Raw genomic sequence first — 24,105 nt, forward strand, 5'->3', positions numbered from 1 at the left:
GGGCCGCAAACAGCGGTCCGGTGCCTTATGTGGAAAACCTTTTAGCTGGCTGCGGCTGCAGTTGCGGGTGCTGCTGCAGGGGCCGCCGGAGCGGCGGGTGAAGCTGGTGCGGCCGAAACCGTGCTGCCCTTGGCGTCGCGGGAATCAGTCCGGTAGAACCCGGAGCCCTTGAAAACGACGCCAACGCTGTTGAACTTCTTGCGAAGCGCGCCCTTGCATTCGGGGCACTCCGTCAAGGAGCTGTCAGAAAAGGACTGGACGATGTCAAAGGCATGGTCACAGTCTTTGCAGGCGTATGCGTATGTGGGCACTGAGTTCCTCCTTCAGGACAAAGTTCAGGTCCTGTGCAACACCGGCGGAGAATTTCCGCCTTAGCAGTCGCAGGGCCTGAGTGCTAATTCTATCATTGGTCCCTGTCTGGTGTACCAGCAGATGTGCCGGACCTCACTTGCCGGGACAGGGCTGTCAGCCGGGCTCCGGTCCGTCGTGAAGTTGGACGACACCAGACGGGGTCAGCACCTGACGCACCGGGCGATCAAATGCCTCGGCGGGAATCGAGCCTGAAGGCAACAAATCGTCGTCGTACACCACTGCGATGGTAGGCGGCCGCTGGCCGGCAGCATCGAGGCCTTGGAGAAGTCGGTCGTAGTAGCCACCGCCTTGGCCAATGCGGTTTCCGTCCCGATCCACGGCTGTGGCGGGCATGAAGATCCCGGCAGCTTTGGCAATCACGGTGCTTTCCAAGCGTTCACCCTCCGGTTCGTCTATGGGCGCATAGGCGGACCTGACAAAAGCCGTGGAAGGCGTCCAATACACCCAACTCAGCAACCGGCCAGGCTCGCAAACAGGCAGCAGCACTTGATGCCCGGCCTCGTGCAGGGACTCGATGAGGGGGATAGTGGGCGGCTCGAAGGCGACGCCAAGGTACACAGCAAAGGTGGCGGCGCCGCCGGGGGAGAGCTCCGCTGCCCAGGCTGTCCCATGCCGCGCAAGCGAATCGCCAGCAGTTGCTATGTGCTCCGGAGTGAGTGTCCGCCGGTGCAGCCGCCGACTGCTGCGGATGTCTTCCTTGGATGCCATGTGTGTCCAATCTGAGGTTCTCCCCGCCCGCTGAAGAGCAGGGGCTGTCCGCTACCAAGACGAAATGTGCGTCCCGCCGCGGCGAGGGGTTTAGCCGATGATGTGTTCCTTCCGTTACATTAGTCCGGTGACTCTAGAAAACAACGCTGTCCGTAAGGCCGTCATCCCCGCAGCGGGCCTTGGCACCCGGTTCCTTCCCGCCACCAAGGCGATGCCGAAGGAAATGCTGCCCGTGGTGGACAAGCCCGCCATCCAGTATGTGGTCGAAGAAGCAGTCAAGGTGGGCCTGCACGACGTCCTGATGATCACGGGGCGCAGCAAGCGCGCGCTGGAAGACCATTTTGACCGCGTGCCTGCGCTGGAAGCCACCTTGGCTGAAAAGGGCGACACCGCCAAGCTTGAGGCCATCCAATCCGCCACCAACCTCGGCGACATTCATTACGTCCGCCAGGGTGACCCGAACGGCCTGGGCCACGCAGTCCTTCGTGCAAAGCAGCATGTTGGCTACGAGCCCTTCGCCGTTCTGCTGGGCGATGACCTGATCGATGCCCGCGAGGACCTGCTAAGCGAAATGATCGCTGTCCAGCAGAAGACCGGCGGTTCCGTGGTTGCCCTTATTGAGGTGGAGCCGTCCAAGATCAGTGCTTATGGTTGCGCTGATGTTGAGGACAATGGCGAGGACGGCTACGTGCGCATCAAGCAGCTCGTCGAGAAGCCTTCTCCGGAAGAGGCCCCGTCCAACCTTGCCGTGATCGGGCGCTACGTCCTGCACCCGGCTGTGTTCGACGTCCTGGAGAAGACTGCACCCGGACGCGGTGGAGAGATCCAGCTGACAGACGCCCTCGAGGTTCTCGCTGCCGGCGAGGGCGAAGGCTATGGCGTCTACGGCGTTGTCTTCCGCGGCCGTCGCTACGACACCGGTGACAAGCTCAGCTACCTCAAGGCCTGCATCGAGCTTGCCTGCGAGCGTGAAGACCTCGGTCCTGAGCTTCGCGAGTGGCTGCCCAACTTCACAGCCGCTCTTCCCAAATAAACAAACTCATGATGTACGGCTCCGCGATCTGGCCGGTGACGCTGGAAAGCGGAGACCTGTTGCTTCGGCCTATCCGTTACCGCGACAAGCGGGAATGGTCCGAAGTCCGTTCGCGGAACAGCGAGTGGCTCGCGCCATGGGAGGCGTCCAACCCGGCACCGGGTGGGCGCCTCCCCAGCTACCGCCAAATGGTGGGTTCCTTGAATGAACAAGCCCGTCAGTCCACCGCCCTGCCATTCCTCATTGTTGAGCGAACCGATGGCTTTGGTGAGCCGAAAATCGTCGGGCAACTGACGGTTTCATCGATCGTTTGGGGGTCGGCCATGATGGCCACCCTCGGATATTGGGTTGATAAGGACCGTGCCGGGCACGGCATCGCTCCCACAGCGGTTGCGATGGCCACAGACCACTGTTTCAGGGTGCTGGGACTACACCGTATGGAAATCAACATCCGCCCCGAGAACTCAGCGAGTTTGCGGGTGGTGGAGAAGCTTGGATTCCGCGACGAAGGTTACAGGGAGCGCTACCTGCACATCAACGGCGAATGGGCTGACCACCGCTCCTTTGCACTGACCTCCGAGGAAGTTCCAGAGGGACTTCTGCGCCGGTGGCTCAGAGGATAAACGGGCAGGTCATCGGCCTTTTTGCCCGTATCTCCAATCATTTGCGGACTCGCGGGCGACACACCGGCCGCAATGCCGCCGCACCCGAAGATTTGCTTCTACGGTTTTGAATGTGGACTTCCCTCTCAGCAGCTCAGTGATACTCGTGGTCACTGTTGCGCTGTGGATGGTCTGGGTGGCGCCCTATGTTCTGCGGAACAGGCGGCAACAAGTCCAAACGGCCGGTGTTCCAGCAGAGGCTTTTGATGACGAACCAGACGAAACGCAGGCAGGGGTGGTACTGACTTTGGCACCTCAGCAGGAGAAACCGATGGAGACCATGCATAGCGAAGCACCGGCGTCGCCCCAGGAATCCCGCGCGGCCGAGCCCGCCCTCGGGAAGGTACCCACTACTCCATTCACTATCCGCTATGCCCGGCTAACGCTGGCCCTGGCAGGTCTTGCCCTGCTGGTGACAGCTGGGGTGTCCGGAGTCCTACGAATTCTTGGGATCGGTTCTGTCTGGTTGCCGCTGGTATCGCTCATTGGTGCGGTGCTCGCCGTCGTAACGTTGCGGAAGCTGGCCCTGCGGGATCTTCGCGAACGCCGGGCCCGCCGTGCTGCTCAGGCCTCGCCCATCCCGACGCCTGCGCGATACCTGCCGAAGGAACCGGCTGTGGAGTCGAAGGAAACCACGGTTTTCGACGCCGAAGCCACCAGCCGTGAGGCTGCTCGCTTATCCGCGGTGGAACTGCGGCAGGCAGCGCTGGCCGTGGCTATTGCCGCGGGAGACAAATCTGCTCAGAATACGAAGGATTCGAAGGGTGCCTCCTGGCAGCCAGTCGAGGTCCCGAAGCCCACGTACGTGGCTGCTGCCAAAGCACCGCGTCCGGCTCCAGAGCCCTTGGATCTGCCCGAAGCACCAAAGCCTGTGGGCAAACCTGTCCTGAAGCAGAACGTTGAACAGGCTGAGGTTGCGGCCGCCGTAGTCGCATCCGTCAAGGGCCACAGTGCTCTGAGCAACTTGGACGATGTCCTGCAGCGTCGACGCGCCTAACCACACGTGACAACGCTGTGCGTTGCGGGTGGCACGGGCCAGGTAGGTCATGAGCTTGTCCGACTCGCCCTTCTAGCGGGGTACCATGTTTCGGTCCTGAGCCGCAATGTGCCGCCTGTCGGCTCAGCGAAGCACCACGACGGCGCCACATACTTTGTGGGCGACGTCACCTCAGGGGATGGCCTGGCAGCCGCGGTGGCGGGTGCCGACGTCGTTATTGATTGCCTTGAAGGGCAGTTCGGCAAAGCCCAAAAGCAGTTCGCCGACGGCGGCGGCAGGCTTCTTGCTGCAGCGCACCTGGCTGGCGTCCGCAAAGCTGTGGCTCTGTCCATTATCAACTGTGATCTCAGCTCCTTTTCCTACTACGCCTCCAAAGCCGCCAAGGAACAGAAGTACGCGGAGTCGCCATTGAAGACCGTGGTGGTCCGGTCAACGCAGTTCCATGGCTTGGTGGCAAGGATTTTCGCGGCCGGTGCAAGGGTAAGGCTGATTCCCACCTTCAAAGCCGTCAGACTCCAGTCGATCGCGCCGGCAGATGTTGCAGCGGCGTTGCTTGAGGCAGCGGTGGGTGAATCGCGGGATAACTCGCATGCCGAGCATCTCGTGGTGACAATTGCGGGCCCGGAAACCTTGGCAATGCGGGAGATGGCAGAGTCATGGAAATCGGTAGTCGGCTCGAGGGGCAGGATTATTGAGTTGCCTTTGCCCGGACCGACGGGTGATTTTCTTCGCGCCGGACACAACGTGAGCTCCGAGCAGCCGTATGGCACGGAGACGTTCGTGTCGTGGTTGGAAAAGCACAGGGAATGTTTGTAGCCTAAGGTCACTGGCCGGGCAGTTGAGCTTGGTTCAGGGGCTATAGCTCAGTTGGTAGAGCGCTTCGTTCGCATCGAAGAGGTCAGGAGTTCGAATCTCCTTAGCTCCACAGATTTTCTGGCCTTCGGTGGTCCGCAACACCGAAGAACGTTCCCATCAATCGCTTTAGGGGCAGTTCAGCGTGCCGCTGAGGGGCTGCCCGGCCCAGAAGTTGGTGGAGTTGGGAACCTTGTAGTAACCACGGATCTGGTATGTCCAGGTGCCGGACAAGTCCCCTATGCTCTGGATTCCGGAGCTGTAGGAACGTCCGGAGCTCTTGCTCATGTCGCCGGTGAACTGCACGACGCCATCCGGGTCCATGACCTTGAGCTCGTGGTAGTTGGCGAACGGAACAGCCGGGAAGCTGCCGACACTGATTTTGGCTTGGGCGAACCAGAGGAAGGAATCGCAGCTCTTGGTCACGGCCACGGTGTTTGCTGCTGGTGCCGGAATACGTGCGGCAGTAAGCGCCATCGCGCCGGCATCGGTGTCGTTGAATTGGGCGTGCGCGGGTGGAACCTGGGCACCCATCAAGAGGAGTACCGCGGCCAGGATGATGGCCGGTACTTGCCAGATGATGCCCTTGCATTGCATGCGTGTGGTCCTCGTTCCCGTAGCGTGGTGATCTCTCCCTCCAAAAGTGTGCCCTGGCGGTCTCAGGAATGACCTCGGTGAACACTCAAGGTCTGCTCAAGAATGAAAGTACCCCCGATGCCGGTTCAACGAGGCGGGGGCTGCCCGGAAGACGCTGGACCGTGACGCCAAGCAGCGGTCGGCCGTCGGTCGCAGGGCAGGGAGTGCTTGGGAGGCGTCGTCGAAGTGGTTTTCCCGGATCATTGATTCGATGGCCCGGCATTGGTGCTCTGACATGAGACTGGATCAGGAAAGTGGACCGGGGACCGGCCTGAAGGGCAAACGGGCCGGCCCCCGGGGCCTTGGGTGGAACCTCTGGGGCTCCTGCTGTTGCTGCGTCTGGCTGACAAGAACTACTGTGCAGGGCCCGGATCAAGAACAAATCCTGCTCTTCCTCAGGAAATCATCAAGACTCCCGCATTGCCCGGATGAGCGGCTACGAGCTGGCTTTAGAGCTGTCGCCGGAACTGGGCGAAGACCCGCACAGGTCCCGGCTGGAAGTCCGATCCCTCGGTAAGCCCCAACGATTCGTAGAAGGCTCGCTGCCGCGGTTCGTCGTCCGTGATGAGGACGGTCTGCCGGACGTGCCGGTATCTCTCTTGGATTTGGCCAAAGAGTGCACGGCCAACGCCTGCTCCTTGGAAGCTGGGGTTGACGAGAATGTCTTGGACGTAGGCAATGGTGGCATCGTCGCAAATCGCCCGGGCCAAGCCCAGTAATGCGCCTTCTTCGTCCCTGGCCACCACCACAAAGGACGAACTCCTGATCGCCTGATCAAGCAAGAGTGGGTCGTTGGTGTACGCGGACCAGCCGACCGATGCATAGAGAGAAAGCAATTCCGTCTCAGATACCGTGCCATCGGTTGAAAGTGTGAATGCAGGCATTCGACCAGCCTTACACGATTGCGGCGCCTGCGCGTGCAAGTAGGCTGTACCTGTGAGTCAACCGTTGGACGAGGGTCCGTTCTTTCACGGCACCAAAGCCCATCTTCGGGAGGGCGATCTCCTGAGGCCAGGCTTCAGGTCGAACTACCGCCCTGAAGTGGTGATGAACCATATTTACTTCACCGCTCTTCGGGACGGTGCGGGGCTGGCTGCCGAGCTGGCGGCCGGCGAAGGGGAACCGCGCGTCTATGCCGTTGAACCCACTGGAACGTTCGAGGACGACCCGAACGTGACCGACAAGAAGTTCCCGGGCAACCCCACCCGATCATTCCGCAGCAGCTCCCCGCTCAAGGTCACTGGTGAAGTGACCGACTGGACTCGTCTGACTCCCCAAGCGCTGCGAGAGTGGCGGGAACGACTGGCGGCAATTGTTGCGGACGAACGCGGCGAAATCATCAACTAACGGCTTTGCGCGAAGCAAGCTTCAGGGCAGGTAGTGGCCCCTCCGGAAGCAGCAAAAGACGAGTACCAACTACTCGTGTGCCGGCTTGGCGGCTCGTCTTTACTGGACCCAGCGGATCCCCGCAACGGCCAGCGACCCCCCTCGTTGGCCGGGGCTGCCCAAGGATCCGCGGCAGGGGCCGGACGGCATCACCCAGAAGTGCTGTCCGGCCCTGCGCAAAGGGCCCTGCCATTGTCTCAGGGACAAACCGTGTATATCGTTAACTATCGTTCAGTATCGTTCGCGACATACCGAGGTGAGCCTGATGCATAATTCATTCCCCGCAAACGGATTTATGGGAAACAATCTGGACGGCATGTGGCAAGCCGTGGAGGAGTTCCGGTCACGCTTCGAGAAGCGTTCAGGCACCCGGGCTGGGCGGGGCGAGCTGAGGACAGCCATTCTGGCCCTCCTCGCTGAGCGTCCAATGCACGGTTATCAGATCATCCGTGAAATCGAAGAGCGGAGCGGTGGTAGCTGGAAGCCAAGCGCTGGCTCCGTTTATCCGACACTGCAGTTGCTGGCAGATGAGGGGTTTGTCAGCACTGAGGAATCAAATGGCCGCAAGATCTACTCCCTCACCGAAGCGGGCCGCGAGGACGTTGCAAGTGCCGAAACAGCAGCGCCTTGGGAGTCCGCCGGCAACACTCCCGGCTTCGGCGCACTGCCCAAGGCTGGGGTCGAGCTTGCTCAGGCGGCGGCCCAGGTGGGGCGCACCGGAACGCCAAAACAGGTGCAGGAGGCTGTGACGGTGCTGGAAGACGCACGCCGTCGGCTGTACTCGATCCTCGCCCAGGACTGAAGGGGTGACGTCGGTTCGACGTAACCGGACGGATCCCTTGGCCGGTGAAGCCCGAGCCCGTTATCGCCGAATCCTGCGCTTTGCCGCATGGCATTTACTGGTCACCTGGTGGTTCGAGTTGTTTCTGCCTCGAGTCGGGCTGCGCCGACTGACTGAGCGCAACCGGGCTCAAAGGATGCGGCGCTTCGCGCAACGCTTCCATGGCCTTGCGGTGGAGCTTGGCGGCCTGATGATCAAGGTGGGCCAGTTCATGTCGTCCAGGCTCGATGTACTCCCGCCGGAGATCACTGCCGAGCTGGAGGGCCTTCAGGACGAAGTCCCGCCGGTCCCGTTCCCGGACATTCGCGCGCTTGCTGAAGCCGAACTGGGTGCGCCTTTGGAAGCAGTGTTCGCTTCGATCGAGGAGACGCCGATCGCAGCCGCGTCACTCGGCCAGGCCCACCGGGCGAAATTGCTCCCCGGCAACGCCGAAGACACTGGCCTCAGCAGCGTGGTCTTCAAAGTGCAGAGACCGGGCATCGATACCATCGTGGATGTAGATCTCGCTGCCCTGAGGAGAGTGGGTGGCTGGCTTAGCCGCATTCGTATCGTCTCAAACCGTGCTGATGTGCCAGCGTTGATCAAAGAGTTCGCCCAGACCAGTCTGGAGGAAATCGACTACCTGAATGAGGCGGCAAATTCAGAGCGTTTTGCTGCTGACTTCGTCGACGACGCCCGGGTAACGGTGCCGGGGGTGGTCTGGGAACGTACCACACGCCGCGTGCTCACCTTGGAAGATGTCACAGCCATCAAGATCACGGATGCGGAGTCCCTGCGAATGGCGGGGATCGACCCTGCCTCGGTTGCCCCTGTTTTCGCTTCCGTGATGTTTGACCAGTTGTTCACCAACGGCTTCTTCCATGCAGATCCGCACCCTGGCAATATCTTTGTCACACCCAATGCCGGATCAGCGGAACATCCATGGAAGCTGACGTTCATCGATTTCGGGATGATGGGCGAGGTCCCTGCGAAGACCAGGAGCGGACTGCGTAAACTCCTGATCGCGGCTGCCTCGCGGGATGGAAAGGGCCTCGTCGCCGCCATCAGCGACGTCGGCGTCTTGATGCCCTCGGCTGATACTGCCGAGTTGGAGCGGGCAATGACGCAGCTGTTCGCGCGTTTTGGCGGGATGGGTTTCGCTGAACTTCGCGATGTGGATCCGCGGGAATTCCTTGATTTTGGTGCGGAGTTCGGCAACGTGATCAGATCGCTTCCGTTTCAGTTGCCGGAGAATTTCCTGCTCATCATCCGCGCAATGTCGCTCACGTCGGGGGTATGCAGTTCGCTGGACGCCCGTTTCAATCTTTGGGATTCGGTGGAACCGTATGCGGCACAATTGCTGCGGGATGAGCGCAGCAATCTCGTCAATGACGTCGCTGCACAGGCGTTCGACGCCGCTGCGGTCGCCTTGCGCCTGCCGAAAAGGCTCGACGGGCTGGTCACCAAGCTTGAGGACGGCTCACTGCAGGTATCCAACCGGCGGCTGGAACAACAAATGGCCCGCATTATCGTCTTGCTAAAGCGGGCAGTGGGTGCGCTGATCTTCGGAGCGATGCTGGTGGCTGGATCCGTGATGAGGGCCGACGACCTAGTGCTCGGCAATGTGCTGATGATCGGGTCGGTGGTTCCGCTGCTCTACGGGTTGTGGCCGGGCCGGGGTCATCTGTAAGCCAGCCGTCGTCGTCGTAGAATTGCCCTGTGACTGAGACCCCCACCCCACGTCCCGAGGCCTCCGGCAACATGTCCGGCCCCATCCTGGTGGGGGTGATGCCCGGGCAACATGCCATCGTTGTGGAGCGGGCAGCACAGGTTGCCGCCAGCGCGGGTGTTCCACTGGTCTGCGCCTATGCGGATGTCACGGTGTACCCCGTGGACGGAACAGCGGGCGGTCTGGCCGCCCCGATTGATCCGGATGGGGTTGCCGGAGCCCAAGGCATTCCGGAATCACTGACGGCGACCATTGCCCACCAGCTTGATGGCCTGGACGTCGAGTGGTCCATGGTGCCGCTCGCGGGGGAGCCCGCGCGTGCTCTGGCACGCGAGGCCGGGGATATCGGCGCCTCCATGATCGTGGTGGGTACGCGGGAGCATAAACTGACGGCCGCCCTCAAAGAGCTGACGGCCGGTTCGGTGGCCCGGCATCTGTTCCATCGTCAAGACCTGCCAGTGCTCGTTGTCCCCGTGAACCCCAGGGTCCCGGACGACGATGACGACGACTGAGGCAACAAAAGCACTCCACCGTCAGTGGGGCTTCATCGGCATAGTTGCAGCCGGCGGGGTGTTCGGAGCGCTCGCCCGGTACGGCTTGGGACTGGTGATACCGGCGCCAAATGCTTGGCCGCTTCCCACCCTGGTCATTAATCTCTCCGGCGCGTTGGCACTGGGCGCCCTTCTGGAAGGACTTTCCCGCAGAGGGTCCGACGTCGGTAATCGCCGTGTTTTGCGGCTCGCCTTGGGTACGGGGTTCGTGGGGGCATACACCACCTACAGCACCCTCGCTTTGGACGCAGTTCACTTGTTTACGGTGGGTGAGGCACCTGGAGCTGTCGGATACTTGGCTGTGAGCCTGCTCGGTGGAGCCGCGGCCACGACTGCGGGCATCTGGTTGGGTGCCTGGCACCATCGGCGTGCAACCGGACGCCAACAATGACGGTGGTACTCCTTGCGCTCGCGGGCGGAATCGGCGCAGCTGTCAGGTTCATGGTTGACGGTTTCATCAGGCAGCGCTTCAAGACGGCCCTCCCGTGGGGAACCATCCTGATCAATGTCTCAGGTTCCTTGGCGCTCGGGTTCCTTGCCGGACTGCTGATGCGGGGCCAAGCACCTGAGTCGCTGTTCTTAATCGTGGGAACGGGCTTCCTCGGTGGATACACCACGTTCAGTACGGCAAGCCTGGAGACCATCCGGCTGATTCAAAGTGGCAGGACGGGCCTGGCGCTCATTAACGGCTTGGGATCCATGGCGGCAAGCGTTCTTGCTGCAGCGGCAGGAGTGGGGTTCGGCCTGTTGCTCGCTTGAGCGGTTTATGGCTCCAGCAGTGGCGAAGCTCACCCACAAAAGTGTCATGGCCCGGCTGTAGGATCGAGCCATGGCTAAGAAGACTTTCAATGAGCTGTTGTCCGCCCAGGTCGCCAATGAGTTTGCGGCCTCCCAGCAATACATCGCAGTAGCTGTGTATTTTGATGGCGAAGACTTGCCGCAGCTGGCCCGTCACTTCTATCGCCAGTCCCTCGAAGAGCGCAATCACGCCATGATGATGGTCCAATACATGCTGGACCGCAACGTGCACGTGGAGATCCCGGGTATCGCCCCGGTGCGCAACAACTTCAGCAACGCCAAGGAGCCCATCGCCCTCGCCTTGGAGCAGGAAAAGGAAGTTACCCGGAGCATTGAGGAGATGTTCCGCGTTGCCCGTGCAGAGGGCGATGCTTTGGGTGAGCAGTTCATGCTGTGGTTCCTGAAGGAACAGGTCGAGGAAGTTGCCTCAATGACCACGTTGCTGAACATCACGGAACGTGCCGAGAACCTCTTCGACATCGAGAACTACGTCGCGCGCGAAACCGTAGGCGACGGCGGACACGACACCAGCGCGCCATCGGCCGCCGGCGGGGTCATCTAGGTAACTGCCTCGGTTAAGTGCCTCAAGGGGCCGCTGGATGCTTAGCTTCCGGCGGCCTCTTCGCTGTCCATGTCTTTGTCCGGATGGGAGCGGCTCAATAAGGACAATCGGCTGGCGATGCGCGCAAGGTCTACCGGCAGGGCAGTGCCGCTAGGCTCAACGTCCCAGTCGAGAGGTCCAGCGCCCACCAGGAACAGCGTGATGTCCTGGTCGTAAAGGACATCCACCACGTTGCTGAACCGCTGCCAAGCAGGCGCGGACGCAGCATCATCGGCCGGCGAGGGAACGTCGTCGATGACCCATGTCCTGAATGTTTCAGCCAAGGCGAGAAAGTCCGACGTCGAGGTCAACCCACCGCACAGTTCCTCAAATCCAACCCACAGGAGATCCGGATCGGAGTTCTTGACCACGATCGGTTGGGTGGTGGGGGTCAAAACGCGGCTTTGCGCGGGCGTTGGCCGGAACAAGCCAAAGCGCCCCAGCTGTCGGGGTGTGCCGGGGGAAATAAGGCGGCCTGAGCGGAACGCACCACTACCGGCAGCGGGGTCGGTTCCAGCAACCGGATAGCGACGAAAATCCGAGGCGCCAGTGATTTCCACGGTATCCATCATCTCCTTGATCGCCTCGATGGTGGGCAGGAAATGGTCATGCCATAGGGGATTGGGCAGTAAGTCGTCCGGTGCGTAGTTGGATGTCACCACAAGGGGAATCCGACGCTGCGCCGCGGCCCGGAGCAAACGGGAAATGAACATGCCGTCGCCGATGTCGTGGACGTGGAACTCGTCAAAGAACAGAACCTCAACGTCGTCCAGCAGCCCGTCCACTGACTGCTGGATTGCTGGTCCACTGCCGGACTCCACAGCATGCGCGCCGCTATGGAGCCTTCTAAAGAAATCGTGGAAGTGGACACGCCGCTTCCGCGCCTCAAGCCGTCCGTAGAAGCTGTCCATCAGCCAGGTTTTACCGCGGCCGACGGGTCCGTGGAGGTATAGGCTTCGAGGCGGCTTCCGGGGAAGCGCCCGACGGCGGCGGGTTACTTGGGCGCCAAATGCCGCCAGTCGCTCGGCTGCTTGCCGCTGGCTGGATTCGAGCTCAAAACCCGACCGCGCGGCGTCGTGCGCCATGCCCTCAACCAAAGTCCTCATGACGTCCCGCGGAGTGCGCGGATCAGGCCTCAGCGGCGGCGTCACAACCAGCCTTTGCGTTTGAAGATGACATACATGAGCAATGCGGCGCCGAACATGAGCCCAACAGCCAGTGGATAGCCAAAGTCCCAATGCAGCTCAGGCATATGGTCGAAGTTCATTCCGTAGACGCCTGCCACGAAGGATGGAGCGAAGAGGATGGCAGCCCACGAGGAGATCTTCTTGACCTGCTCGTTTTGGGCAGCGCTGGCCTCGTTCTGGCGGTTTGCGGTCAGCGTGCCGTCAAGGGTGAGGGCGTTTTGGAGGAGATCCCGGAACGAGTTTGCCCTGGAGATCACGCGTTGGACGTGGTCCTCGACGTCCCGGAGGGAGCGCTGCAGCTCGATGTCCACGCCGTACTTTTCGAAGCCCTTCTCCAGGAGCACCATCATGTCCGGCAAGGGATGAATGGCACGCTGGAACTGGATGACTTCGCGGGCGAGCTCATAGATACGGCGAGATACGGCGCTGTCGCCGCTGAAGAGCTGGTCCTCAATCTCGTCAATGTCGTTTTCAAGACCTGCAACCACAGGGGCGTAGTCGTCCACTACTTGGTCCAGGAGGGCGTACAGCACCGCCTCCGGGCCGTGGCGGAGGAGATCCGGGCGTTCCTCCAGCCGCTTGCGCACCCGGGCCACGCCACCGGTTTCGGCATGCCGGATGGTCACCACAAAGTTCGGTCCCGTGAAGACATGGAGCTCGCCGAACTCCACAGTTTCGGTTTCGTCCAGATACCGCGCCGGACGGAGGACCGTAAACAGGTTGTGGTCGTAGCGCTCCAGCTTGGGTCGCTGGTGCGCGGAGACGGCATCTTCCACGGCGAGTTCGTGAAGCCCGAACTCTTCGGCGACGGCGGCCATTTCGTCTTTAGTGGGACGGTAGAGGCCAATCCAAGCCATGCCGCCGTGTTCCGCGAGTGTCTCAAATGTCTGTTCGAGGTTTTGCGGGGTGGCAGTGCGTACGCCGTCTACATATACGGCGTTGTCGATAATGGTCACTGGTTGAACGCTACTGCATGGCCCCGATGATGGCGCCCGCGACGGTCATTGCCACGATGTCGTGGCCGGAGTCGATGAGGGTCACTGCAAATGGGCGCCCGGCGAAGCCGTTATGAATGACATGGCCGCCGGCGCGGAATACCAAGGCAAGGATCAGCGCGAAGAAACCGCCGGCAAGGAAAGTGTTGAGGTTCAGGGCGCTGATGAGGACAGCGAGGAGAATGCTGGTCACGGCAGCTGCCACCATCATGGGAACCCAGATGCCTGCGCCGCCTTCAATGTTCTTGAGGTCGTCTTCGGTTTTGCCGATTGCCTGCATCCACTTCCGCCCCAGTACAGCCGGCATGTACCAGACGAAGCCGATCACCATGCTTGAAACGAAGGCCAGAAGTACGGCGAGCCAGTTGATCTGGGAGATGTGTGAGAGCCAATCCATGCCTAAAAGCCTAGTGCGTTCAGGCCTCTGGGCTCGCGCTCCGGCCTTCTTGCCTGGACCGTGTTGGTGTTGCAGCCATTCTCCCGATGAGGGGCTCAGTGCGGTACGGGATATGGGTGTGCAGGGCCAACACTGTTTCGGTCCTGATGACTCCCTTGGTACGGAGTACTGACCGCAAAGCTGACTGGAGGTTGTGTGTATCCGTTGCCACCACGCGGCACCACAGATCGCCGCGGCCTGAGATTTCATGGACCTCCAACACTTGGGGGATCAGGCGCAAGGCGCCGATGACGCCGTCGAGTTCCCGGTGGGTGACTTCAATCGTGACGAAAGCGACGACGTCGTAGCCTACCTTTTCGAGGTCCACTTCCCGCCCAGCGGCTTGCAGCACGCCTGAACGGAGAAGGCGCTTGACCCTGCTTTGGGCTGTATTGCGTGCTATGCCCAGTTCGTCGCTTAACTCCGCGATCTGGATGCGGGGGTCTTTGATCAGTTCCAAGAGGATCTTCAGGTCCAGGGGGTCAAGGGTGTTCAAATGGTCACTCCAGCTCACTTGGCTCGTACTACTTTGAGTATTCTGCTCAATTCTTGCATTCTGATAGTCCTCAAAGATCAGTGCTACTGCATTCTATTGCCATCACTACATAGCTGGGCTGCAATTCTCACAAGGAAACAAACAGTCCGGCCACCGAGTCCGAAGGCATGGAAAATGACCGTCTTGAGCGAACTCCGCATGCGTCCGGTTACCGCCGAACGCTGGGGATGGGATGCCTCCACCACTGCCAGGTTGGTCCTGGCCGGGGTTGTAATCTTTACGCTGCTGGTCGGCGCCAACCTGGCTACGCCCTTGTACCCGTTGCTGCAAGCCAGGATCGGCATGTCTTCGCTCGGCGTGACGGTTGCGTTCTCCAGCTACGTCCTCGCACTCGTAGCCGTTCTCATGGTGGCGGGCCATTGGTCGGACCACATCGGGCGGAGGGCAGCGCTGGTGCTCGCTGTCCTCGTCGGTTTGGCGGGAGGCGTCATCTTCGCGAACGCGGACACTCTCATCACGTTGTCCCTGGGCCGGGCGCTGCAAGGCGTGGCGGTTGGACTAGCCACGGGAGCCAGTTCCGCTGCACTGCGCGAATTACTGCCCCAGCGGCCCGACTGGGCGTCCCGCTTTACGTTGCTTTCCTCTGCCGGCGGCGTGGCCGCGGGCCCTGCAATCGGTGGTCTCTTGTCGCTCCTGCCGGACCCGACACGCACTCCGTACTATGTGCACTCCGCGGTATTGGTAGCTGCCCTCATTCCCTTGTGGCTGTTGAAAGCCAGGCCAGCCATCGCACCGGCGGAAGGACCGAAGCCACTGAAGGTCCTTGCCCCCCGGAAGCCGTCCATATCGCATGATGCGCGCGGAGCATTCTGGATGGCTTCGGCTACCGGGTTCCTGAGTTTCGCGGTGTTCGGCTTCTGCCTGTCCTTGGCGCCCGGGTATTTCGCCAGCGTTGTCCACGCCGATTCCAGGCCGCTGATCGGACTGCTTGCCGGCGTCACTTTGGGAGCTTCAGCCCTGAGCCAACTGCTGGGTGCACGCGGGCGTTTCGTTGTCCCCGTGGCGCTTGCCGTACTGGGGGTCTCGGTTGTTTTGGTGGGAGCCGCCGCAGCATGGTCCAGCCCCTGGTTGCTGGTGGCAGCAAGCATCACCGCCGGAGTGGGACAAGGGATTGCTTTTCGACAGGTATTCAACGAAGTGGCCGGGAAAGTGGAAGCCGCCCGCCACGCCCAGGTCATCAGCACCGTCTACGTCATCACTTATCTGGGGAGTGCTGTTCCGGTGATTGGGCTGGGGCTGGCTGTCTCGGCGCTCGGCCTGCAGCCCGCCGTCGTGGGTTTCACTGCTTTGTGCGGCCTGGCTGCCTTGTCGCTTGCGGCGGTGTCCCTTCGAAGCGCCTTGCGTTCCTGAGCTGCTCCGTTTATTCGGGCAGCGGTCCCCGGTTGCCGGGAATGTGCTGGAACACCATGGTGGTTTCCGTGTGACCCACCACGGGATCGGTGGCGAGGTTGTCCAGGAGCCAGTTGCGGAGGTCGTCCGTATTGGCGACGGCGATGTGCAGCAGGTAGTCCACAGAACCGGTGGTGTGGAAAGTGGAAATGACGGCCGGGAGTTTGGGAACCCGCGCCGTAAAGCGGTCGATTTGATCACGGTCATGGGCGCGGAGGCGAACCGCAATGAGGGCCTGAACAGAACGGCCGATGGCCGGCAGGCTCAAGACCGCTTCAAATCCCTCAATGATTCCCCGTTCGGAGAGCGCCCTGGTGCGCATCAGGGCAGTGGAGGGGGCGATTCCTACAAGTTCAGCCAGCTGCTTGTTGGAGATCCGGGCGTCGTCCACCAACGCGGCGAGGATTCGTTCGTCGATCGCGTCGAGCGGCTCTGCGCTGCCCGGGCTTGACCGAACATTCTTCGTGGGGTTGCTCACGGATCCTCCTGAAATTGCCTCTTGTCCATCCTAATCCGTGAAATCTTCAGGTGACTATCGTTTGGCGGGGCGTCGGCGGGCCCATCTCCGATCAAGCCGTTGGAGAGGCTCACTAAGCAGCATCACCAGCAGCGGCCAGTTTCCTGCGCCCGGAATGACAAGGGCCAAAACAAGCGCCAACAGGAAAAGTCCGGAAACGATGCCGCTCGCTCGAATTCCTGACACCGCATCAGCGTCATCCATGGTGTGGAGATCGGGGTGGGTCCGCAAATAGGCACGGGCCAGAAGGAGCATGAGGCTGGTGGCGAACAGGGTTCCAATGTAGACAAGGGGCTGCGCCCAGTCAGACTGCATCTGGGTGGACAGTGATGTGGCCACGGGCATCACCACAATGGTGAACATCCATGCCACCGTCAGCCACAACAAGCCCGGGTCCACGCGCTTGACGCTGCGGAACAGCTTGTGGTGGTGCACCCAAAAAACGGCAATCAGGATGAAGCTTAGGACAAACCCGAGCAAGGCGTACTGTTCTTCCGCCAACCACTCGGCCGTTGTGCCATCGTGGTCCGCCAGTTCACCCACACTCTCCATGAGGGGCAGGATCAACAACGTCAAAGCAATCGCCACCACGGCATCTGTAAACGCCTGCAAACGCTCCGGCGACGACAGTTCCCGGCTTTTCGTGACCTGTGTCATGCCTCCGATTGTAGGGGCAGCCCGGCTGAAATCAGCGGGAGTTTAGCCGTGGGCGGTGCACTATCAAGGTGACTGCCGCCGTCGTACATGACAGTGCGATGACGCTCAACGCCAAAGCCGACCACCCAAAAGCCTGAAAGGCAAGCCCGCCCGCCCAACCGATGGCGCTGGAACCCAGGTAGTAGGACAGGTTGTACAGGGACGCTGCTTGTGCCCGGCCCGTGGTGGCAATAGCTCCCGTCCATCCGGACCCAACGCTATGGGCGGCGAAGAAGCCCCCAGTGAAGATCACCAGCCCGGCAAGGGTGGCTGCGAGATTCTCCACCAACGTCATTGCCAAGCCCGCCGACATGATGGCAATACCTGCCACCAGGACGTTCCGCCGACCGAACCTGGTGGTCAGCCCCGCGGCCCATCGTGAGCTGATAGTCCCGGATAGGTACGCAAGGAAAATCAGGCTGACTACGGTGGCAGGAAGTCCAAAAGGTTCGGCATGCAATCGGAATCCGAGGTAGTTGTAAACGGCAACAAAGCCACCCATGAGCAGGAAGGCCTGCAGGTACAGCGACACCAACTTGGGATTACTCGAGTGCCGGCCGAGGGTTCGCAGGGCGCCGCGAAATCCCATGGGCGGGGCGGGACTGAACCGGCGTTGCTTCGGAACAAGAACCAGGAACAAGACTGCTGAAACGGTGGCCAGCAGGGAAACAGCCAGCGCCGCGGCGCGCCACCCCCAAAGTTCTCCAACAGGTCCGGCGACCAAACGCCCGGCCAAACCACCCAAGGTAGTTCCGGCAACGTAAGTTCCAGCGGCGAGGGCCGTATGGATTTTAGTAACTTCCTCATTGAGATAGGCGATGGCGATGGCCGGGATTCCGCCCAGGGCCATACCTTCCAGAGTTCGGAGCCCCAGCAGCCAGGGCACAGTGGGCGCCAGAGGCACCAGCAACCCCAACAGCGTGGCGACGGCGATGCCGATGGCCATGGCGCGGACCCGGCCAATCCTGTCGGCCGCAAAGGACCACGGCAGCACAGTGACTGCCAAGCCCACAGTGGCGAGGGAAATGCTCAAGGCCGCTTCGGCCGCCGTGATCCGGAGGTCCGCGGCCATGAGTGGAAGTACGGCCTGCGTGGAGTACAACTGCGCGAAGGTCGCAACCCCGGCAAGCGCCAAAGCGGCCAGGACGCGACTATAACCGCGGGAACCTTTGACGTGTCCCTCCCAGGAGTCGGTGCTGGGCTTGGAGGTTGCTTTGCTCACCGAGCCAGATTAGGGCTGGGTGGACACCATGTTCCAATGCATAGGTCACTTAGGATTGATGCAATAGTGCATGAATTGATCCTGCCAATAATGGAGCTTTATGGAACCCGATCACCAACAGCTCGTTCAACTGCTCCCTCTGCTGCCTGTCTTGGCGGAACTCGGCCGGACGGAACACATGACCGAAACAGCCGAGATCCTCGGCGTTCCACAGTCGACAGTGAGCAGGGCCGTTGCACGGGCCAGCGCCATCGTGGGGATGGACCTGCTGATCCGCGAGGGTCGTGGCATTCGCCTGACACCGGCCGCGCGGACGCTGCTGCCCTACATCGAAGCAGCGCTGGAGGACTTCCAAGCCGGGCTGGACAGGGTGCGGCACGAATCTGACGTTGTGAGGGGCAGGATCGGGGTTTCGTTCCAACACACCTTCGGTGAAGCCACCCTTCCCTTGCTCATCAGCGCCTTCCGCGCACACCACCCGCACACTGTGTTCGAACTCTGGCAGGGTCCACGCGACGATTGCCTGAGGCAGCTGGCTAACGGGGACATGGATTTCGCGTTGACGGCACCCATCGCGCCGGAGGGGCGGGGTATTCGTGCTCTGCCTTTGTACCGCGAGCCATTGCGCGCGGTGCTGCACTACCGGCACCATCTGGCCGGAAAGTCCAGCGTCCGCCTCTCCGAACTCCGGCACGAACCGTACATCACCCTCCCGGAGGGGGTGGGCCTTCGGGCGTTGGGCGAAGCGCTCCTGCGCGAAGCCGGATTCAGGCCGCGGATTGCTTTTGAAGTCCAGGAGTCCACCTCTGCCCGTGGATTGGTCTCGGCCGGGCTGGGCTTTAGCATCCTGCCGCCAGCGGGACCCGGTTCAGGGACCGGCCAGTTCCTTCCCGAGGCCGAACTTGGGCTCGTTGAAGTGGCTATCGAATCGGACCTGGCATTCCGGCAGATCGGTATCGCCTGGAGGGAGCGGAGTTTCGAACCGGACGCCGTCAGGCTGTTCCGGGAACTCGTGGTCACCGAGGGCGGCGACTTGCTCGCCGAACTTGTCAGAGCCCGTTCAGGAACTCCCTGACCACGTCCTTCGCAGATCCTTCCCTGGCCTGCTGCCAGCCGGTCCCTGCCCACAGGTTGAGGCGATGGGGATCACCTGCCGCGGATGATGCAGCCCGGACGGGGCTGGTGAGGTGGTGGATGGCCGGATAACCCTCCGGCGCGTCCTGATGGTCGCGGACGAATTCATTGACCAGCGAACGTGCCCAGCGCCCCGTGAATGCCCGGGTCATTGCTGTCTCCGTAAATCCGGGGTCGCCCAGCGCGTCCTTGTGCGGTTTCCGTGCACCGCTCTCGTCAGTCCGAACCAGGGCGGTCCCGACTTGCGCTGCTACCGCGCCAGCGGCCAGCACGTCGCGCAGCACTGCGGTATTCATGATGGCTCCGGCAGCGATGAGGGGAAGTCCGACGGCGGCACGCACCTGGGCCACCAGTTCCGCCGTCGTACGGGCTGCTGGTCCCTGCCGGCAAGGCAGGAAGGCTGCCGTGTGTCCGCCCGCGGAGCTGTGCTGCACTGCGATGGCATCGGGGCCTTCCTCTGCAGCCGCAAGAGCCTCGTCCACACTGGTAACACTGGAAATGACCCTGGTGCCTGCTTTTTGCAGGGCCTGGACCACCGGCTTTCCCGGCAGGCCGAAAGCGAAGCTCACGAACTCCACGGGGTCGGCCAGCAGGGCATCGATCTTGTCCTGCCAGGCGTCGTCGTCATCGAGCCGGAGGGGAGGTAGTGTCACGCCGTAACGGGCCGCTTCGGGTTCCAGTTCCGCCCGGTATGCCTCAAGTTCCGCCCGTGCTTCAGGACCGGGCGGGAGCTGGCTTGGGTCCGGTACGAACACGTTCATGCCAAACGGAATATTAAGTTCCCGCGTGGCAGCAATTTCAGCCGTCATGGCTTCGGGGCCCTTGTAGCCGGCAGCGATGAAACCCAGTCCACCACCCTCATGAACTGCTTTCACCAACGCCGGCGTGGACGTTCCCCCGGCCATGGGAGCTGCAACAAACGGTGTACCAAACAGGGATTCAGGCATGTGCGGTTTCTCCTCCGGACGCTCCAAGCTAGTCTTTCACGGTGAACAATCCTGACTCTGCCACGCATTCCCACGCCGCCCCGGAAGCCGTGAGCGGCACTGTCATCGGCCTCGACATCGGCGGCACGAAAACCCGCGGCGTGCGGTTCCTCAACGGATCGCCGGTCCGGGATGAGAGCGCAGGCAGCTCCAACGTCCAAAATGTTAGCCGGGAAGTGGCCGCAGCGAACCTCGCTGAGTTGTTCGGGAAAATCGGTGGCGGCCACATTGACCAGGTGTACGCCGGTGCAGGGGGGATCGATACGGACGAAGACGCCCAGGCGCTCGCCGACCTCATCGCACCGCACGCCCCAGGTGCCCGCATCACGGTGGTTCACGATTCACGGCTGTTGCTGGCGGCTGGGGGAGCGGGCACGGGCGTCGCGGTCATTGCCGGGACCGGCTCGGCCGCGTGGGGAAAGAACGACGCCGGCGAGGAAGCCCGGGCAGGTGGCTGGGGCTATCTCCTGGGCGACGAAGGAAGCGGCTACTGGCTGGGGCGCGAGGCCGTTCGGCACAGCCTGCGCCGGATGAACCAAGGCCTGGAGCCTGACCGGCTCAGCCGTGCACTGTTGGACTCCGTCGGTGTGGAGGAACCCGGCAAGCTGATCGCACTGTTCCACTCCCCTGACACCGGCCGCCGCTACTGGGCGCAGCAGGCCCGGTTGGTAGTGGAAGCCGCCGACGCCGGTGACGACATGAGTCGGGCACTAGTGGAGCAAGCAGGCCGCGACTTGGCTGAACTCGCCGAACAGGCCGTCCGTCAATTGGGCCTGGACGGTCCAGTGATCCTCGGCAGCGGACTTGGCATGAACGTCCCGCGGCTACAGGAAGCGTTCAAGGCCAGGCTGGCCCAAAACGGCATTACTGATGTGCGCATTCTTCAACAGGATCCCGTGTTCGGCGTCCCGCGGCTCGTAGCGGAGCAGCGGGATTAACCGTACAAAACTTAGCCGCGGGTTCGTGGCCGTAGCTTGACGCCCGGGAGCGGCGGGGCGGGAATACGGCCAGCCTCCGGTCCTGCATCAGGACCATGCCCGGGGACGAAGCCGAAGCGTGAGCTGGCGGCAGCGTCGTCGTCGAGCGATCCTTCGGCTTCCCACTCCTCACGGGCCTTTTCCACTTCCTCATGCGTCCTGCCCACGAAGTTCCACCACATGAGCAGGTCTTCGCCGAACGGTTCGCCGCCGAGGAGCATGAAGCGGGTGTTCGGCTGCGTCTGGACGGCAAGGCTGGACCTGCCGGCCCCCAAGTAGGCCAGGGGACCAGCCTCGATGTCCTGGCCATCGATCACGACGTGGCCATCCAGGACCAGTACGGCGTGCTCAAAATCGGGCCGCAAGGGCAATTCGAGGGACCCCGTGCCCGTGATGTCGGCTCCAACAATCGGGCTGAACATCGTGGCGGGGGAGCGCTGTCCGGCAAATTCGCCCACCATCACGGTGGCCGTAAAGCCTTCGCCCACCGCTACCGGCAGGTCCCTCACCTGTTCAAATGACGGCGCACGGTGCCTGTGCTCGTCCGGAAGGGCAACCCACAGCTGGAGTCCTCGGGACATCGGAATTTCTTCCACCAGTGGACTGGACCCGGTCTCGGTAGTGGCCGGAAGGACGGAGAACTCGGAATGGGAGATGCCATGGCCTGCCGTCATGATGTTCAGCTCGCCGGGCCGGACCACTACATCGCTGCCTACGCTGTCGCGGTGCCGTACGGCGCCTTCCAGGGGCCATGTGACAGTTTGAAGTCCGCAGTGTGGGTGGGGGAGTACGCTCATGGCCACCCGGTCGGGACCGAAACTGTCCAGGAAACACCAGGCACCCACAGTCGGCAGTCCCCGCTGGGGCAGCGTCCTCATGACGTTCATGGCGCGCACGCCGCCCAAAGGAACCTCGCGCTCGGGCCACAACTGAACGCAGGGACTTTGACCTTCCGGCACCGCGGGGCAGACTTCCTCTGCGGGGGAAGTATCAAGATTGGTCATGCGATCATCACCTGTGCATAAATGTTGGAAATTGAGCTAATCTGTTCCACGTGAACAACGCCCTCCTGAGCTACCGAGACGCAGTCCTTTACCGTTCGGGTGAACCGTATCGCATCCTCGCCGGAGCCATCCACTACTTCCGTGTACACCCGGACCTGTGGCAGGACCGGCTGCGTCGGCTTAAAGCGATGGGCGCTAACACGGTGGACACATATGTTGCCTGGAACTTCCACCAGCCTACGCGCGATGAGGCGCCGGACTTCAGTGGTTGGCGGGACTTGGGCCACTTCATTGACCTGGCGGCCGAGGAGGGGCTCGACGTCATTGTCCGCCCTGGCCCGTATATCTGCGCCGAGTGGGACAACGGTGGCTTCCCCGCCTGGCTGACTGGCATTCCCGGCATCGGCCTGCGCTGCATGGACCCGGAATTCACGGGTGCCATCGAGGAGTGGTTCGATCAGCTCCTCCCGATCATCGCCTCACGGCAGGCGTCAGCGGGCGGTCCTGTGGTGGCCGTTCAGATTGAAAACGAATACGGCAGCTACGGCGACGATCACGAGTACATCCGCTGGAACCGACGCGTCCTGGAGGATCGCGGCATCACTGAGCTCCTGTTCACGGCCGACGGCGGCACGGACTATTTCCTCGACGGCGGTTCCATCGAGGAAACCTGGGCGACCGCAACGCTGGGAAGCCGGGGCGACGAAGCGGTGGCCACATGGCAGCGACGCCGGCCCGGCGAGCCGTTCTTCAACGTTGAGTTCTGGGGCGGCTGGTTCGACCACTGGGGCGAACACCATCACCGCCGGGACGCCGAGGACGCCGCGTTGGAAGCACGCAAGATGCTCGATCTCGGTGGCTCACTCTGCGCCTATATGGCCCACGGCGGGACTAACTTCGGCCTCACTTCCGGCAGCAATCACGATGGCACCATGCTGCAGCCGACGGTTACCAGCTACGACTCAGACGCCCCCATCGCAGAGAACGGGGCCCTGACGCCCAAGTTCCATGCTTTCCGCAGGGAGTTCTTCCGGGCACGGGGCATAGAGGAGCTACCCGACCTCCCTCTGGAGTTGTTGGCTGACGCACCGGTACTTCCGGCGCAGTCCTTGCCTCTGACCGCGGGCCCGGACCTGCTGGAGCTTGTGCGGGAAGCCGGCAAACCTGTCAGCAGCGTGAGGCCACTTAGCTTCGAGCAGCTGGGACTCGACGCGGGCATGATCCTCTACGCCGCCGAAGCCATCCTTCCTGGCCGTCCGGACGCTCCCTCGGAGAGCCGGATGAAGATCACTGGCCTGAATGACCGTGCCTACGTGTGGGTGGACGGCACCTTTGCTGGTGTCCTGGACGACGTCAACGGTTCCGAGGGGTTGCCCGTCATCGGCACGGGCATCCCCGCCAAGCTTGAGATCCTGGTCGAGAACCTCGGCCGCATCAACTACGGACCTCTGACGGGTCATGGGAAGGGAATTCTGGGCGGCGTCCTCGTCAACCAGCGCTACACCTTCCACTGGACGCAGACACCTGTTGCCCTCGCAGACTGGACGCAGGAAGACCTTGAGGGGTTGGCAGGCGTCGACTTCGAGGTCCGGGAACCGGCCGACACCTACATTGCCTTGCCCGACTCGGGGAAGGGCTTCGTCTGGCTCAATGGCTTCCTCCTGGGCAGGTATTGGGATAAGGGCCCACAGGTGACGCTCTACGCACCGGCTCCTTTGCTTAAAACCGGCCGAAACAGCATCAAGGTGCTGGAACTCGGGAAACCAGGGACCGTCGTCGAACTTCGCGAAGCGCCTGACTTGGGTCCGGAAGAAGCAGGTCCGATCTCGGCGGCCGAGCTTCCGTAGAGTCCGGCCCGAGG

At 62.0% G+C, this 24,105-nt stretch carries 28 protein-coding genes and 1 tRNA gene; 16 read left to right on the forward strand and 13 right to left on the reverse strand.

Annotated elements, in window-relative coordinates; genetic code table 11:
* Positions 1 to 41 precede the first annotated feature (41 nt).
* Both ACZ881_RS10360 and ACZ881_RS10365 read right to left on the reverse strand, forming a co-directional pair.
* Positions 42 to 311 carry an FmdB family zinc ribbon protein gene (locus tag ACZ881_RS10360; RefSeq protein WP_179019774.1) on the reverse strand — a complete coding sequence of 90 codons (270 nt, stop codon included), beginning with the start codon at positions 309 to 311 and terminating at the stop codon, positions 42 to 44.
* Between the two features lie 154 nt (positions 312 to 465).
* Positions 466 to 1,080 carry a 5-formyltetrahydrofolate cyclo-ligase gene (locus ACZ881_RS10365; RefSeq protein WP_476114897.1) on the reverse strand — a complete coding sequence of 205 codons (615 nt, stop codon included), beginning with the start codon at positions 1,078 to 1,080 and terminating at the stop codon, positions 466 to 468.
* A 97-nt stretch (positions 1,081 to 1,177) separates the two neighbouring features.
* On the opposite strand from ACZ881_RS10365, the gene galU reads away from it, so the two are divergent.
* The 5 genes from galU (at position 1,178) to ACZ881_RS10390 (ending at position 4,697) form a co-directional block, all read left to right on the forward strand.
* Positions 1,178 to 2,113, forward strand: a complete 936-nt coding sequence (galU, locus tag ACZ881_RS10370) for a UTP--glucose-1-phosphate uridylyltransferase GalU (protein ID WP_178997109.1) — start codon at positions 1,178 to 1,180, stop codon at positions 2,111 to 2,113.
* A gap of 11 nt (positions 2,114 to 2,124) precedes the next feature.
* Positions 2,125 to 2,736, forward strand: coding sequence for a GNAT family N-acetyltransferase (locus ACZ881_RS10375; RefSeq protein ID WP_178997648.1), 612 nt, complete (start codon positions 2,125 to 2,127; stop codon positions 2,734 to 2,736).
* A gap of 145 nt (positions 2,737 to 2,881) precedes the next feature.
* Positions 2,882 to 3,772, forward strand: a complete 891-nt coding sequence (locus tag ACZ881_RS10380) for a hypothetical protein (protein WP_476115032.1) — start codon at positions 2,882 to 2,884, stop codon at positions 3,770 to 3,772.
* A gap of 6 nt (positions 3,773 to 3,778) precedes the next feature.
* Entirely contained in the window at positions 3,779 to 4,588 is an 810-nt protein-coding gene (locus ACZ881_RS10385; protein WP_476114902.1) for an SDR family oxidoreductase, read from the forward strand.
* A 36-nt stretch (positions 4,589 to 4,624) separates the two neighbouring features.
* A tRNA-Ala gene (locus tag ACZ881_RS10390) sits at positions 4,625 to 4,697 on the forward strand.
* Between the two features lie 56 nt (positions 4,698 to 4,753).
* On the opposite strand, the gene ACZ881_RS10395 is transcribed toward ACZ881_RS10390, so the two are convergent.
* Positions 4,754 to 5,221 (reverse strand): SipW-dependent-type signal peptide-containing protein, encoded by a 468-nt coding sequence (locus tag ACZ881_RS10395; protein WP_476114906.1) that lies wholly within the window; start codon positions 5,219 to 5,221, stop codon positions 4,754 to 4,756.
* 488 nt (positions 5,222 to 5,709) lie between these two features.
* On the reverse strand, positions 5,710 to 6,144 hold the full coding sequence (locus tag ACZ881_RS10400) for a GNAT family N-acetyltransferase (protein WP_476114909.1): 435 nt from the start codon (positions 6,142 to 6,144) through the stop codon (positions 5,710 to 5,712).
* Between the two features lie 52 nt (positions 6,145 to 6,196).
* Here ACZ881_RS10400 and arr point away from each other — a divergent pair, with 52 nt between their 5' ends.
* The 7 genes from arr (at position 6,197) to ACZ881_RS10435 (ending at position 11,106) form a co-directional block, all read left to right on the forward strand.
* The gene (arr, locus tag ACZ881_RS10405; protein WP_476114911.1) at positions 6,197 to 6,607 is read left to right on the forward strand and encodes an NAD(+)--rifampin ADP-ribosyltransferase; all 411 of its coding nucleotides are present in this window, start codon (positions 6,197 to 6,199) and stop codon (positions 6,605 to 6,607) included.
* Between the two features lie 304 nt (positions 6,608 to 6,911).
* Positions 6,912 to 7,448, forward strand: coding sequence for a PadR family transcriptional regulator (locus tag ACZ881_RS10410; protein WP_091468858.1), 537 nt, complete (start codon positions 6,912 to 6,914; stop codon positions 7,446 to 7,448).
* 4 nt (positions 7,449 to 7,452) lie between these two features.
* A complete protein-coding gene (locus tag ACZ881_RS10415) occupies positions 7,453 to 9,156 on the forward strand; it encodes an ABC1 kinase family protein (protein ID WP_476114916.1) in 1,704 nt (567 codons plus the stop codon).
* A gap of 29 nt (positions 9,157 to 9,185) precedes the next feature.
* Positions 9,186 to 9,707 carry a universal stress protein gene (locus ACZ881_RS10420; protein ID WP_476114920.1) on the forward strand — a complete coding sequence of 174 codons (522 nt, stop codon included), beginning with the start codon at positions 9,186 to 9,188 and terminating at the stop codon, positions 9,705 to 9,707.
* Positions 9,694 to 10,137, forward strand: a complete 444-nt coding sequence (locus ACZ881_RS10425; RefSeq protein ID WP_476114923.1) for a fluoride efflux transporter FluC — start codon at positions 9,694 to 9,696, stop codon at positions 10,135 to 10,137. The genes ACZ881_RS10420 and ACZ881_RS10425 overlap by 14 nt, the downstream gene beginning before the upstream one ends.
* Positions 10,134 to 10,505 (forward strand): fluoride efflux transporter CrcB, encoded by a 372-nt coding sequence (gene crcB, locus ACZ881_RS10430; protein ID WP_178997093.1) that lies wholly within the window; start codon positions 10,134 to 10,136, stop codon positions 10,503 to 10,505. The genes ACZ881_RS10425 and crcB overlap by 4 nt, the downstream gene beginning before the upstream one ends.
* A 70-nt stretch (positions 10,506 to 10,575) precedes the next feature.
* Complete coding sequence (locus tag ACZ881_RS10435) at positions 10,576 to 11,106, forward strand: ferritin (protein ID WP_091468845.1); 531 nt, start codon at positions 10,576 to 10,578, stop codon at positions 11,104 to 11,106.
* Positions 11,107 to 11,147: 41 nt separating this feature from the next.
* Here ACZ881_RS10435 and zapE read toward each other — a convergent pair whose 3' ends face one another.
* Genes zapE through ACZ881_RS10455 form a run of 4 tightly spaced genes read right to left on the reverse strand, consistent with a single transcriptional unit; the run spans position 11,148 to position 14,259 of the window.
* Positions 11,148 to 12,296: a cell division protein ZapE gene (gene zapE, locus ACZ881_RS10440; protein WP_476114930.1), complete on the reverse strand. Its 1,149-nt coding sequence runs from the start codon at positions 12,294 to 12,296 to the stop codon at positions 11,148 to 11,150.
* Positions 12,293 to 13,288, reverse strand: coding sequence for a magnesium/cobalt transporter CorA (gene corA, locus ACZ881_RS10445; RefSeq protein WP_091468841.1), 996 nt, complete (start codon positions 13,286 to 13,288; stop codon positions 12,293 to 12,295). Before corA ends, zapE begins: the two co-directional genes overlap by 4 nt.
* A gap of 10 nt (positions 13,289 to 13,298) precedes the next feature.
* The gene (locus ACZ881_RS10450) at positions 13,299 to 13,724 is read right to left on the reverse strand and encodes a DUF1761 domain-containing protein (RefSeq protein WP_476114934.1); all 426 of its coding nucleotides are present in this window, start codon (positions 13,722 to 13,724) and stop codon (positions 13,299 to 13,301) included.
* A gap of 19 nt (positions 13,725 to 13,743) precedes the next feature.
* On the reverse strand, positions 13,744 to 14,259 hold the full coding sequence (locus ACZ881_RS10455; protein ID WP_091468835.1) for an Lrp/AsnC family transcriptional regulator: 516 nt from the start codon (positions 14,257 to 14,259) through the stop codon (positions 13,744 to 13,746).
* A 174-nt stretch (positions 14,260 to 14,433) separates the two neighbouring features.
* Between ACZ881_RS10455 and ACZ881_RS10460 the strand changes: the two genes are divergently transcribed.
* Positions 14,434 to 15,669, forward strand: a complete 1,236-nt coding sequence (locus ACZ881_RS10460) for an MFS transporter (protein WP_091468834.1) — start codon at positions 14,434 to 14,436, stop codon at positions 15,667 to 15,669.
* A gap of 10 nt (positions 15,670 to 15,679) precedes the next feature.
* On the opposite strand, the gene ACZ881_RS10465 is transcribed toward ACZ881_RS10460, so the two are convergent.
* From ACZ881_RS10465 to ACZ881_RS10475, 3 genes are read right to left on the reverse strand one after another with little or no spacing between them, the layout of a single operon-like run.
* The gene (locus tag ACZ881_RS10465) at positions 15,680 to 16,186 is read right to left on the reverse strand and encodes an Lrp/AsnC family transcriptional regulator (RefSeq protein ID WP_026539896.1); all 507 of its coding nucleotides are present in this window, start codon (positions 16,184 to 16,186) and stop codon (positions 15,680 to 15,682) included.
* 54 nt (positions 16,187 to 16,240) lie between these two features.
* Positions 16,241 to 16,882 carry a TMEM175 family protein gene (locus ACZ881_RS10470; protein ID WP_091468831.1) on the reverse strand — a complete coding sequence of 214 codons (642 nt, stop codon included), beginning with the start codon at positions 16,880 to 16,882 and terminating at the stop codon, positions 16,241 to 16,243.
* Positions 16,883 to 16,913: 31 nt separating this feature from the next.
* Entirely contained in the window at positions 16,914 to 18,143 is a 1,230-nt protein-coding gene (locus tag ACZ881_RS10475) for an MFS transporter (protein ID WP_476114946.1), read from the reverse strand.
* A 100-nt stretch (positions 18,144 to 18,243) separates the two neighbouring features.
* Between ACZ881_RS10475 and ACZ881_RS10480 the strand changes: the two genes are divergently transcribed.
* Positions 18,244 to 19,218: a LysR substrate-binding domain-containing protein gene (locus tag ACZ881_RS10480; protein WP_476114950.1), complete on the forward strand. Its 975-nt coding sequence runs from the start codon at positions 18,244 to 18,246 to the stop codon at positions 19,216 to 19,218.
* Here ACZ881_RS10480 and ACZ881_RS10485 read toward each other — a convergent pair.
* Positions 19,193 to 20,224, reverse strand: coding sequence for a nitronate monooxygenase (locus ACZ881_RS10485; protein ID WP_476114953.1), 1,032 nt, complete (start codon positions 20,222 to 20,224; stop codon positions 19,193 to 19,195). The two genes, ACZ881_RS10480 and ACZ881_RS10485, sit on opposite strands and share 26 nt — an antisense overlap.
* 41 nt (positions 20,225 to 20,265) lie before the next feature.
* Here ACZ881_RS10485 and ACZ881_RS10490 point away from each other — a divergent pair, with 41 nt between their 5' ends.
* Positions 20,266 to 21,201, forward strand: a complete 936-nt coding sequence (locus tag ACZ881_RS10490; protein ID WP_402934098.1) for an N-acetylglucosamine kinase — start codon at positions 20,266 to 20,268, stop codon at positions 21,199 to 21,201.
* 11 nt (positions 21,202 to 21,212) lie between these two features.
* Here ACZ881_RS10490 and ACZ881_RS10495 read toward each other — a convergent pair whose 3' ends face one another.
* Complete coding sequence (locus ACZ881_RS10495) at positions 21,213 to 22,244, reverse strand: pirin family protein (RefSeq protein WP_476114957.1); 1,032 nt, start codon at positions 22,242 to 22,244, stop codon at positions 21,213 to 21,215.
* A 50-nt stretch (positions 22,245 to 22,294) separates the two neighbouring features.
* Between ACZ881_RS10495 and ACZ881_RS10500 the strand changes: the two genes are divergently transcribed.
* Positions 22,295 to 24,091 carry a glycoside hydrolase family 35 protein gene (locus tag ACZ881_RS10500; protein WP_476114961.1) on the forward strand — a complete coding sequence of 599 codons (1,797 nt, stop codon included), beginning with the start codon at positions 22,295 to 22,297 and terminating at the stop codon, positions 24,089 to 24,091.
* Positions 24,092 to 24,105 lie beyond the last annotated feature (14 nt).

The sequence above is a fragment of the Paenarthrobacter sp. TE3676 genome (assembly GCF_056279165.1).